6 protein-coding genes are annotated in these 12,197 nt (G+C 75.4%); 5 read left to right on the plus strand and 1 reads right to left on the minus strand.

The window, feature by feature from the left end:
* Positions 1–36: 36 nt before the first annotated feature.
* The 5 genes from ACWGJO_RS12650 (at position 37) to mfd (ending at position 11,251) form a co-directional block, all read left to right on the plus strand.
* The gene (locus ACWGJO_RS12650) at positions 37–1,188 is read left to right on the plus strand and encodes a DegT/DnrJ/EryC1/StrS family aminotransferase (protein WP_452183427.1); all 1,152 of its coding nucleotides are present in this window, start codon (positions 37–39) and stop codon (positions 1,186–1,188) included.
* Between the two features lie 203 nt (positions 1,189–1,391).
* Positions 1,392–2,393, plus strand: a complete 1,002-nt coding sequence (locus ACWGJO_RS12655) for an SMI1/KNR4 family protein (RefSeq protein WP_452183428.1) — start codon at positions 1,392–1,394, stop codon at positions 2,391–2,393.
* Between the two features lie 85 nt (positions 2,394–2,478).
* The gene (locus tag ACWGJO_RS12660; RefSeq protein WP_452183429.1) at positions 2,479–5,157 is read left to right on the plus strand and encodes an SUKH-4 family immunity protein; all 2,679 of its coding nucleotides are present in this window, start codon (positions 2,479–2,481) and stop codon (positions 5,155–5,157) included.
* Between the two features lie 265 nt (positions 5,158–5,422).
* Complete coding sequence (locus ACWGJO_RS12665) at positions 5,423–6,862, plus strand: hypothetical protein (RefSeq protein ID WP_452183430.1); 1,440 nt, start codon at positions 5,423–5,425, stop codon at positions 6,860–6,862.
* A 735-nt stretch (positions 6,863–7,597) separates the two neighbouring features.
* Positions 7,598–11,251 (plus strand): transcription-repair coupling factor, encoded by a 3,654-nt coding sequence (gene mfd / locus ACWGJO_RS12670; RefSeq protein WP_452183431.1) that lies wholly within the window; start codon positions 7,598–7,600, stop codon positions 11,249–11,251.
* Between the two features lie 133 nt (positions 11,252–11,384).
* Here the strand turns inward: mfd and ACWGJO_RS12675 are convergent, their stop codons facing one another.
* A complete protein-coding gene (locus tag ACWGJO_RS12675) occupies positions 11,385–12,032 on the minus strand; it encodes a DUF4352 domain-containing protein (protein WP_380539375.1) in 648 nt (215 codons plus the stop codon).
* Positions 12,033–12,197: the final 165 nt, after the last annotated feature.

Here is a 12,197-nt window from a genome sequence, read left to right on the forward strand (position 1 = left end):
CTGAGTGGGCCGACAAGTGGGCCGACGAGTGGGCCGGTGCGCGGGCCGGTGCGCGGGGGCGCGGCGCGGGATCCGGTGCGGGAGGGCGTCCCGCTGGTCGATCTGGCGGCGGCGCACGCCGAGGTGGCGGACGAGGTGCGGGCCGGCTTCGACCGGGCGCTCGCCTCCGGAACCTTCGTCAAGGGCCCCGAGGTGGCCGCCTTCGAGCGCGAGTACGCGGCCTTCGCCGGTGCCCGGCACTGCGTGGGCGCCGCCAACGGCACCGACGCCCTCGAACTGGCCCTGCGCGCCCTGGGCCTGCCGCCCGGCAGCGGGGTGGTGCTGCCCGCCAACACCTTCGTCGCCACCGCCGAGGCCGTGCTGCGGGCCGGGCTGCGCCCGGTGCTGGTCGACGCCGACCCGGAGTACCTGCTGATGGACCCGGAGCGGGCCGCCGCCGCACTGCCGGGCGCGGCCGCGCTGCTGCCCGTCCACCTCTTCGGCCAACTCGCCCCGATGGGGCCGTTGCTGGAGGCGGCCGACGGACGGCCGGTGGTGGAGGACGCGGCGCAGTCCCAGGGCGCCCGCCAGCACGGGCGGAGCCGGTACGGGCGGATCGCGGCCACCAGCTTCTACCCGGGCAAGAACCTCGGCGCCTACGGCGACGCCGGGGCGGTGCTCACCGACGACGATGCCCTGGCCGACGCCGTCCGGCTGATCGGCGACCACGGCGCCCGCGACCGGTACCGGCACGAACGGTTCGGCTTCAACTCCCGGCTGGACGCGCTGCAGGCCGTCGTGCTGCGTGCCAAGCTGCGCCGGCTGCCCGCCTGGAACGCCGCCCGCCGGGCCGCTGCCGCCCGCTACGACGAGCTGCTGGGCGGGCTGGACGGGCTCGCCCTGCCCCGCACCGCGCCCGGCAACGAGCACGTCCGGCACCTGTACCCGGTACGGATCGGCCCCGGCCGGGACCGCGACGCGGTGCTGGCCGAACTGCTCGCGGCCGGGATCGGCGCCGGGGTGCACTACCCGGTGCCGGTCCACCGGCAACCCGCGTTCCATCACCTCGGGCACCGCGAAGGGACGTTCCCGGTCGCCGAGCGGGCCGCCCGCGAACTGCTCAGCCTGCCGCTGCACCCCCACCTCACCGAGGCCGGGCAGCTGCGGGTGGCCGAGGCGCTGGCGCGGGCGCTGGGCGTGCGGGTGTGACGGCGGGGACGCTCCCGGGCGCGGTTCCGGACGGGTTCCGGGCGGGGTCCGGGCAGGGCTCCGGGCGAGGTCCCGGCCGTGCGCCGCCCCCGGGACCCGCCGTCGCTCCCCCGTCGTCCGCCTGACGGACGGGGGGTTGAAGGCAGGCCCTAGGCTGGTGCCCAGCAGGCACCGTATTTGCAGCAGCCAGTGGGGGCTCCCAGATGACGACAGGTCGGCCCGGCGTCGCCGCCGCACCGAACGCGGCGTACGCAGGTCAGGTGGTGCACTTCCCGGACCCGGTCCGCGCGGAGCGGCACCCCGCCGGGGTCAGGGTGGACGAGTACGGCTTTCCGGACTTCGGCCCGTACGCCGCCGCCGCGGCCGAGGTGGCCGACCCGCCGGAGGGTTTCGGCGTGGACGAGCTGCGGCTGACCGACTACGTGTCGGCCAATGCCGCGCTCTACACCCAGGGCCACCCGCTCTGGGCCGACCTCCCGACCGCCGTCGCCACCCCGCCCGGCTGGACCTGGCACCACGCGGTCGGCCGGGCCGCCCCCGGCTGGCGGCGGATGGAGCTCGTGCCGGTCGAGGTCAAGGCGCTGCTGCGGCACCACGGCGGCCTGGCCACCTCCGGCGCCGACCACACCCGCCGCGGCACCCGCCCCCTGCAGGAGCGCCGGGCGGTGCACTTCTCGCTGGCCGGGGACGGCGGCGACCCGATCGGCGTCCCCGAGGACCTGGTGCAGCGCGCCGAGCAGCGCCTCGGCTACCGGCTGCCCGACGCCTACCGCACCTTCCTCAAGCTGGGCGGCGGCCGCACCCCGGTCGGCGTGGCGCTGGACACCGAGCTCGGACTGCTGCTCGACCAGCCCTTCCTGACGCTCACCGAGGAGTACGGCACCGCGGACGTCGTGTACGCCAACAAGTGCCTGCGCGACCACCTCACCAAGGACTACCTGGCCGTCGCCTACGCCCAGGGCGGCCTGGTCGCGCTCAAGGTGCGCGGCGAGCGGACCGGCTCGGTCTGGTTCCACCTGCACGACGACGCCCGCGACACCGGTGCCCCGGAGGCCCCGGAGGACCGCTGCGCGCGGCTGCTGCTGCCCTGCGGCGAGGACTTCGACGCCTTCCTGCTGAGGCTGGCGGGCAGCCCGCCGGAGCTGGAGACGGTCGCGGAGCTGATGGTGGACGGCGGGTTCGCCCGGGCCGTCCCGGTGGGCTGAGGCGCGTGGTCGCGGTGGTCGCGGTGGTCGCGGTGGTGTCGGTGGAACGGGGGACGAAGAGGATGCGGACAGGGGTGAACCGGGCGTGGTGACGTACACGCAGGCGCAGGAGCTCGCCGAGGAGTGGATCAACGGCGGGGTACCGCGCTCGCAGCAGCGCGAGGTGCGGGTCCGGGAGTTCGACCTGGGCTTCGTCTGCTGGGCGGTGGCGCCCGCGGGCCCGGCCGAGGGCACGGGCGGTGCGGGCGGCGGCACGGGGGAGGCACGGCTGGTGATCGCCCGGGACTCGGGCGCCAGCACGCTGTGGCCCGCGCTGCCCGTCAACGAGGTGGTCCGGCAGTACGAGGAGGTCTACGGGCGGCCGGTGGCGGCCAACCCGGCCGGGGCGGCGAAGCCCGCGCCCGGACCGGTGGAGGCCACCTCCTTCCTGCTGAGCCCGCCGCAGTGGCTCCAGGAGGCGGGGGCCGCGGCGATCGCGGCGGAGGCGGAGCGGCTCGGGACGGCCCCGGCCGGGCCGCAGGGTGCCGAGACTCCGGTCGCGGCCGCTGCTGCCGCTGCCATGTCTGGCGCCGCCGCTGCCACGCCCGTCGAGGAGCAGCCCGTTCCCGCGCCGCTGCCCGCCCCGGCCGTGCTGACCGAGCCGCCGGTCTCCGGCCGGCCCGCCGGGGACGCGCCCACCATGCTCGCGCCGCCGCCCGGGCACGAGGAGCCGGTCGTCGCTCCGCAGCCCTCGCCGCAGCCGCAGGCCGTCGCGCCGGTCGCCCCCGTCGCGCCTGGTGTGCCGGGCCCGTCGGACGGGGCCGACGCCGCCACCGTCCTGATGCCCGAGGGGCTGCGGATCACCGGCTCGGACCTGCCCGGGCCCGCCGCGCCGGCGGGTGCCGAGGCCGCGACCATGCTGATGCCGCCGACGAGCGGCGGCCACGGCATGCCCCCGGTCCCGCCGTTCGCAGACCGGCCGCAGGGGGCGCAGCCGCCGTTCGCCGAGCCGCCGGCCGCCCCGCCCGCCCCGCCGGCCCCGGCACCCGCCCCGGCCGCCGAGCCGGCGCCGACCCTGCTCGCCTCGCCGGACGCCATGCCCGGGCTGATGGGCCTGCCGGGTGCCCCGGCCACCCCGCCCGCCGCTGGTCCGCAGGCGGAGCACGCCCCGACGATGCTGGCCCCGCCGGGCGGCATGCCCGGCCTCGCCGGCCTGCCCGGTGCCCCGGTGCCCGGTGCCCCGGAGGGCGCCGCGCCGCAGGGCGGACTCGGACGCGGTGCCGGCTCGGTCCCGCCGCCGCCCCCGCCGGCCGCGCTGCGCGGTGTCCCCGCCGGTGCCCCCGGTGCGGGTGCCGCCCCCGCCGGACTCGGACGCGGTGCGGGTTCGGTCCCGCCGCCGCCTCCGCCGGCCGGGCTGAAGCACACTCCGGGCTCCGGTACGCCCGTCGCCGCCCCGGCCGGTTCCGGCGGCCGCGGCGCGGCCTCCGCCCCGCCGCCTCCGCCCCCGGCGGGTCTGCGCGGTGGCGAGGCCCCGCCGGCCCCGCAGGGCGCGCCGTCCGCCGGCCCGTCCGCCTCCGGTACGGCGTACGAGGCGACCCAGCTGGCGGGCGCGATCGACCCGGCGCTGCTGGGCGGCCCGGCGGACCCGGGCACCCCGCCGTCCGGCGGTCCCGCCGTCCCGCCGCCGCCCGGCGGCCCGGCGGCCCCCGCCGCGCCCGCGGCCGGCTACGGCTACCCGAACACGGGCGGTGCCGCGGGGGTCGTCCCGCCGGCGGTGCCCGGTTCGCCGCAGGCCGCGCCGGTGCCCCCGGGGGTGCCCGCGGTCGGCCCGGGGTACTTCGCCGCGCTCAGCTACCGGGGCCCGGACGGCTCGGAGCAGAAGCTGCTGCACCGCAGCGAGCCCGGTACCCCGCACCCGGAGTGGAAGATCCTGCAGGACCTGCGCCGGCTCAACGTGCCGCCGGAGCAGGTGCTGGAGCTCTACACCGAGCTGGAGTCCTGCGACCTGCCGGGCGGCTACTGCAACCGCATGATCGCCGCGTCCTGGCCGAACGTCCGGCTCACCCACACCGCCCCGTACGGCCGCGACCACGCGTCCCGGCAGGCCGGGATGGCCGAGCTGCTCGACCACCTGGACGAGCTGCACCAGCAGGCGTCCGGCGCCCAGCGGGTCCGCCCGTTCCGGGTGCCGCCGCCCGCGCCCGGGACGGTCCAGGCGCTGCCGCCGCTCCCGCCGCAGCAGCTCGCCCAGGAGACCGGCGCCGCCTTCGGGCAGAACCTGTTCCGGTACGAGCAGCGCGCCGTCTCCCGCCAGGGCGTGCCCGAGCCGGTGTCCCAGACCCTGATGTGGGCCGGGCTGCCGCGCGACTTCGGGCCGTTCTTCTGGGCGCAGGCGCAGGAGGGCCGCCCGATCCCGACGCTCGCCGAGCTGGCCGCCGAGCGCGGCCTGGCCGCGGGCCCGGACTTCGGCGGCTACCTGGTGCTGGGCAACGACTACGGACGGCAGCTGTGCGTCCAGTACGGCACCGCGCACGTGGTGGCCGTGGACATCGATGGAACCGGTCAGCCGCCCCGGTTCGTCAACAGCGGTGTACCGGAGTTCGTCCGCTCGATGGCCCTGCTGGGCCGGATGTGGCGGCTGCGGTACGGGCTGACCCCGGACCAGGCCGGTCGCTGGACGACCGACTTCCAGGCCCAGCTCGCCGCGATCGACCCGGCGGCCCTGCAGAACGCGGACACCTGGTGGGCCGTGCTGCTGGAGCAGTTCTGGGACGGCCTGCTGTAGCGGACCGTCGCAGCTTCTCGCAGGTGGGAGGGGTCGTTCCGGTGTCCGGAACGACCCCTTCGGCATGCCTCCGCAGCTGTGCCTCGTTGGGGTTTCGCCCAGATCTGCGCAAAATAGGTCAAGGGGATGGGTCTATTCGTCTCGTCCTCGACATATTCCGGTCCGCACGACGACGGAATCCGGCCCGGGGCACCGAACCGGTTCCGGATCCGTCCGTTCCGTCCGATCATGGGCTCCGCAGCCCGCGAAACGAGGGGAAGAGCCCATGAGCGACGCCGTCCCCCAGTACGGCTTCACCCAGGCCCGCCGTGGCTACGTGCCCGAGCAGGTCGACCGAGCCCTTGCCGCCCTCACCGCGCAGCGTGACGAGGCGTGGGAACGGTTGAGCGTCCTGGGCGCCGGCATCCGGCAGATGGAGGCCCGGCTGGCCGACATCCGCCGGACTGCCGAGGAGGCCCCGGAACCCGACTACCAGGTGCTCAGCGAGCAGGCCGCCGGACTGGCCGCGATGGCCGAGAACGAGGCGCGCGCCGTCCGGGAGAAGGCCGAGCGCTTCGCCGAGGACCTGCGGGACGAGGTCTACGAGGCGGGGCAGGCCGCCGACCGCGCCGCCAAGGAGTACAGCACCACGACCCGCACCGACGCGGACGCGGCCGCCCGCCGCACCGAGGAGCGGACCCGGGCCGAGGCCGAGGGCATCCGGTCCGACGCCGACCGGGAGAGCCGTTCCGCCCGCGACACCGCGACCGCGTACGCCGCCAAGGTGCGGGTGGCCGCCGCCGAGGCCAGCGAGCAGGCCGAGGCCGAGCTGGCCGCCCGGCGCCGCAAGGCCGACGAGACCTTCGCCGCCGCCCAGGCCGCGGCCGACGCCGAGGACGCCGAGGTCTCGGCGACCGCCGAGCGCAAGGTCAAGGAGGCGGAGCAGCAGCGGGAGACGGTGCTGAACCGGATCAAGCAGCTGGAGACGGACGCCCAGGCCAAGGCCGACCAGCTGGTCGAGCAGGCCCGTCGGGAGGCCGAGAAGATCAACGCGGAGAGCGAGCGCGAGCAGCGCGAGTTCGACACCCGGCTGGAGACGGTGCAGCAGCACCTGGACCACATCAAGGCCACGCTGGCCTCGCTCACCGGGGCGGCGGTCGGCCAGATCGAGCCCGAGATGGCGGCGGCCGCCGTCGCGGCCGCCCGGGCCGCCCAGGACTCCGTCGGGACCGTCGTGCCCGCCGCGGCGCCCGCGCCCCCCGCGGCGCCCGCGCCCCCCGCGCCGCGGGAAGCGGTCGCGGACGCGGTCGTCGACGCCTCGCCGGTGGACTCGGAGGCGGACACCGGGGAGATCCCGGTGGCCGACCTGCGCAAGACCCTGACTCCCGCGGCTCCCGCCGGGGCCGAGGCCCCCGCCCGGGAGAGGTCGGCGACCGTGCTGCGGACGCCGGTGGTCGGCAGCAGCGCCACCAGGGCCATCGGCGGGCCCGTGGCGACCGGCCCGGTGCCGCCGAAGCCGGCCTCGGCGCCCGCCGAGGAGACGGCCGCCCCCTCGGCCGGGGCCGAGGGAACGGCCGAGGCGAAGTCGGTCGACGGGCCGGCCGCTGCCGGGAAGGGCGACGGGCGGTCCTCGGAGGCCGAGACCCGGATCGTTCCGAAGATCATCATCGTGGACGACGGCAGCGACTACGCGACCCCCCACACGGTGAGCTACAACCGCCGCTGACCGGCGCGCCCGGGCCCTCGGGCGGGAGTCCGGGTCGACGGGCGGGGCCTCGGGGCCGGGTCGACGGGCGGGGCCGGGGCCGGAGGCCGGGGAGGACGGGCGGGCTTCGGGATGGGACGGCGGTCGACGGGGTAGGTCCCCGGGAACGAAAGAGGCCGAGACCCGTGGCGCCCTCCAGGAAAGGGCGCCACGGTTCCCGGCGCTTGGGCGGGCGCCCCCACCCAGGGCCGCCCGGCCTCGCACCTCCGACCCCCATCGGGGGTGCGACAGTGCCCCCCACAGCCATCCCCCACGGTTGGGTGCGGCGGGCACGTTCACCATGGTGCGCGATCTCCATGGACGGCCAGTGACAGGAGTATGTCCAGTTCGTGGCGGATAGCCGTGCCCCGTTCGGGACGGCTCCCGGTTGGTTCGTCCACCGGCCGGTCCGGTGTTCCGTCCAGTCGTTCGTTCTCGGACGTGTTCCTGACAACCTGTGCGGGCGGCCGCGCGGATGCCCGGTACTCCGGATTCCCTGCCGACCCCTATCGCCCCCTTTCGACCCCTTCCGGCCCCGGCGCGGGTCCGGCGCGGCCCCGGTCCGGCCTCGCCGAAGCCGTGGACCGCGTGCGCGTCCCTGCCGCGGCGTAGGCTGGAGACCCCCGGCCGCTCGGCGTGCCGGGCCGTTCGCGTTGCCCCGGCGGGCCTTCGCCGCCCCGGGGCAGCATCAGCCACGGGACGAAGAAGAGACCCCAGATGAGCCTGACCGGACTGCTCGATGTCGTCGCGCGGGACGCGGCGCTCGCCGAGGCGATCGAGGCGGCCACCGCCCCCGGAGCCGCGGCCGGTGGACGCCGCCACCTGGACCTGGTCGGACCGCCCGCCGCCCGGCCGTTCGCCATCGCCGCGCTGGCCCGCGCGCTCGCCGGGCAGGCCGCCGGGGACCGGGGCCGCCCGGTGCTCGCCGTCACCGCGACCGGCCGGGAGGCCGAGGACCTCGCGGCCTCGCTGCGCTCCCTGCTGCCCGTCGACGCCGTCGCCGAGTTCCCGGCCTGGGAGACCCTGCCGCACGAACGGCTGTCGCCCCGCTCGGACACCGTCGGGCGCCGGCTGGCCGTCCTGCGCCGGATCGTGCACCCGCGGGCGGACGACCCGGCGGCCGGGCCGGTCCAGGTGGTGGTCGCCCCGGTCCGCTCGGTGCTCCAGCCGCAGGTCAAGGGGCTGGCCGAGCTGGAACCGGTGGCCGTCCGGCGCGGTGAGTCGTACGACCTGGGGGAGGTGGCCCGCCGGCTCTCCGCCGCCGCCTACGCGCGCGTCGAACTGGTCGAGAAGCGCGGCGAGTTCGCCGTCCGCGGCGGCATCCTGGACGTCTTCCCGCCGACCGAGGAGCACCCGCTGCGGGTGGAGTTCTGGGGCGACGAGGTCGAGGAGGTCCGCTACTTCAAGGTCGCCGACCAGCGCTCGCTGGAGATCGCCGAGCACGGCCTGTGGGCGCCGCCCTGCCGCGAGCTGCTGCTCACCGAGGAGGTGCGGGCCCGGGCCGCCGAGCTGTCCGCCGAGCACCCCGGGCTGGCCGAGATCCTGGACAGGATCGCCGAGGGCATCGCGGTCGAGGGCATGGAGTCGCTGGCGCCGGTGCTGGTGGACGACATGGAGCTGCTGGTCGACGTGCTGCCGCTCGGTTCGGTCGCGGTGGTCTGCGACCCCGAGCGGGTCCGCACCCGGGCCGCCGACCTGGTGGCGACCAGCCAGGAGTTCCTGCACGCCTCCTGGGTCGCGGCCGCGGCCGGCGGGGACCGTCCGATCGACCTGGAGACCATCGACGTCTCCGCCGCCTCGCTGCGCTCGCTCGCCGAGGTGCGCGAGCACGCCGCCGAGATCGGGCTGCCCTGGTGGTCCGTCAGCCCGTTCGCGACCAGCGAGTCGACCGTCGACGGCATCCTGGCCCGCGACGGAGGCGCTGATTGGCACGGAGATGCCAACACGCTGACCCTCGGCATGCACGCCGTCGAGGCCTACCGGGGCGACACCGCCCGGGCGATCGCCGACGCCAAGGAGAGGCTGGCCGCCGACTGGCGGGTCGTCATGGTGACCGAGGGCCACGGCCCGGCCTCCCGGCTCGCCGAGGTGCTGGGCAACGAGGGCATCCCGGCCCGCCTGGTCGCCGACCTCGCCGAGGCGCCCACCCGGGACGTCGTCCACGTCTCCTGCGGCTCGATCGAGCACGGCTTCGTCGACGAGAACCTGAAGCTCACGGTCATCACCGAGACCGACCTGTCCGGCCAGAAGTCCTCCACCAAGGACATGCGCCGGATGCCCTCGCGCCGCCGCAACGCGATCGACCCGCTGGCGCTGGTGGCCGGCGACTACGTCGTCCACGAGGCGCACGGTGTCGGCAAGTACGTCGAGATGGTGCAGCGCACCGTCCAGGGCGCCACCCGCGAGTACCTGGTGCTGGAGTACGCCCCGGCCAAGCGCGGCCACCCCGGCGACCGGCTGTTCGTGCCGACCGACCAGCTCGACCAGGTCACCAAGTACGTCGGTGGCGAGGCCCCGACGCTGCACCGGCTCGGCGGTGCGGACTGGGCGAAGACCAAGCAGCGGGCCAAGAAGGCGGTCAAGGAGATCGCCGCCGACCTGATCAAGCTGTACTCGGCGCGGATGGCCGCCCCCGGCCACACCTTCGGCCCGGACACCCCGTGGCAGCGGGAGCTGGAGGACGCCTTCCCGTACGCGGAGACGCCGGACCAGCTGACCACCATCGCCGAGGTCAAGTCGGACATGGAGAAGTCCGTCCCGATGGACCGGCTGATCTGCGGCGACGTCGGCTACGGCAAGACCGAGATCGCCGTGCGCGCCGCGTTCAAGGCCGTGCAGGACGGCAAGCAGGTGGCGGTCCTGGTGCCGACCACGCTGCTGGTGCAGCAGCACTTCTCGACCTTCGCCGAGCGCTACGCGAACTTCCCGGTGAACGTGAAGGCGCTGTCCCGCTTCCAGACCGACACCGAGGCCAAGGCCGTGCTGGAGGGGCTGTTCGAGGGCTCGGTGGACGTCGTCATCGGCACCCACCGGCTGTTCTCCTCCGAGACCAGGTTCAAGGACCTCGGCCTGGTCATCGTCGACGAGGAGCAGCGCTTCGGCGTCGAGCACAAGGAGCAGCTGAAGAAGCTGCGCGCCAACGTGGACGTGCTCACCATGTCCGCGACCCCGATCCCGCGCACCCTGGAGATGGCGGTCACCGGCATCCGCGAGATGTCCACCATCACCACCCCGCCGGAGGAGCGGCACCCGGTGCTGACCTTCGTCGGGCCGTACGACGAGAAGCAGATCTCGGCCGCGATCCGGCGTGAACTCCTGCGCGAGGGCCAGGTGTTCTACATCCACAACCGGGTGGAGTCGATCGACAAGGCGGCCGCCCGGCTGAAGGACCTGGTGCCCGAGGCGCGGATCGCCACCGCGCACGGGCAGATGGGGGAGAACCAGCTGGAGAAGGTCGTCGTCGACTTCTGGGAGAAGGAGTTCGACGTCCTGGTGTCGACCACGATCGTGGAGTCCGGCATCGACATCTCCAACGCCAACACCCTGATCGTGGAGCGCGGCGACACCTTCGGCCTCTCCCAGCTGCACCAGCTGCGCGGCCGGGTCGGGCGAGGCCGCGAGCGCGGCTACGCGTACATGCTGTACCCGCCGGAGAAGCCGCTCACCGAGACCGCGCACGAGCGGCTGGCCACCATCGCCCAGCACACCGAGATGGGCGCCGGCATGTACGTCGCGATGAAGGACCTGGAGATCCGCGGCGCGGGCAACCTGCTCGGCGGCGAGCAGTCCGGGCACATCGCGGGCGTCGGCTTCGACCTCTACATGCGGATGGTCGGCGAGGCGGTGGCGGAGTTCCGCGAGTCGCTGGCGGGCGGCGGGGAGCCGGAGGAGGAGCCGCTGGAGGTGAAGATCGAGCTGCCGGTCGACGCCCACGTGCCGCACGACTACGCACCCGGCGAGCGGCTGCGGCTGCAGGCGTACCGCTCGATCGCCGCGGTCAACTCGGAGGAGGACATCCAGCAGGTCCGGGACGAGCTGGTGGACCGCTACGGCAAGCTGCCCGAGCCGGTGGAGAACCTGCTGCTGGTCGCGGCGCTGCGGCTGTACGCCCGGCGGTGCGGGATCTCGGACATCACCCTCCAGGGCTCCAACGTCCGCTTCGGGCCGGTGGAGCTGCGGGAGTCCCAGCAGCTGCGGCTGAACCGGCTCTACCCGCGCAGCCAGGTGAAGGCGGCGGCCCAGCAGCTGATGGTGCCGCGCCCGAGCACCGGGCGGATCGGCGGCAAGCCGCTGGTCGGTCGGGAACTGCTGGGCTGGTGCACCGAGTTCCTGTCGGCCATGTTCGACGACCTGGCGGGGGCGAAGAAGTAGGCATCCGGAGGGCCTCCGCCCTCCAGGTGGTTCACGGCGGTCTCGGGCTCTGCCCCGGGGCCGCCGTTTCGTGTGGACGGGCGCCGGCCGTGGTTGACGTGGTGCGGCGGCCGTCCGGCTGTGAACAGCTGCGTCAGCCGAGCTTCCACTGGCCGGTCTGCGGGGCGAAGCCGCTGTCGAGGCCGAACTGGGCCTTGTCGAGCTTGGCGTCCTTCGGGACCTCGAAGGTGACGAAGCCGAGGGCGCTCTCGCCGGGTGCGATGTTGGCGGGGACCTGGAAGCCCGGGCCGGCCTTGGTGTCCGCGATCGTGCTGCCGAAGGCCTGGCCCTGGGCGTCCACCACCTTGGCGCTGTTGCCCGGGACGTCGCTGTAGGCCTTCTTGCCGCTCGCCTTGATCCGGAACTGGACCGAGACGAAGCGCTTGCCGTCGGCCGGGTGGGTGAACTCGTCCTCGCCCTCGGCGTTGTCGACCACCTTCACCAGCGTCACGTCGGCGGTGTCGGCCGGGTCGTTGCCCTTGAGCGCGATGGTGTCGCCGAGCTTGGCGGGCGCCTTGCCGGTGTCGGCGGGCTTGTCCCCGGCGGGCTTGGCGGCCTCGGAGCCGGTGGCGGCCGCGGTCTGCTTCGCCTCCGTCGAGACGGAGGCGCCGCCGGTGGAGTTGCACGCCGTCGCGCTCAGGGTGACCAGCGCGGCGCCCAGCAGCAGGACGGCGGTGCGGCGGGTGGCGCCGCGCCGGGCGGTGGCGCGGCGGACGGCGGTGCGGCGGGCGTTCGCGGACATGGGTGTCTCCCGGTGATCGGTGGTCTTCCCTGTGCCGCCCCGTTCGGTGGCGACGGAGAGATCACACCACTCGGCCGTGAACCATGTCAATGCGATTTCACGAAAGAGCTCTGTTCACATGTGAACTGTGATCGAAGGGTGCGTCGCTATGCTGTGCGGTCACAG

The sequence above is a fragment of the Kitasatospora sp. NPDC054795 genome (assembly GCF_053611565.1).

Bases quoted from the DNA above. Each gene is read 5' to 3' on its own strand.
- ACWGJO_RS12675 (WP_380539375.1), bottom strand. From the start codon at position 12,032: ATGTCCGCGAACGCCCGCCGCACCGCCGTCCGCCGCGCCACCGCCCGG.
- ACWGJO_RS12665 (WP_452183430.1), top strand. From the start codon at position 5,423: ATGAGCGACGCCGTCCCCCAGTACGGCTTCACCCAGGCCCGCCGTGGC.
- mfd (WP_452183431.1), top strand. From the start codon at position 7,598: ATGAGCCTGACCGGACTGCTCGATGTCGTCGCGCGGGACGCGGCGCTC.
- ACWGJO_RS12655 (WP_452183428.1), top strand. From the start codon at position 1,392: ATGACGACAGGTCGGCCCGGCGTCGCCGCCGCACCGAACGCGGCGTAC.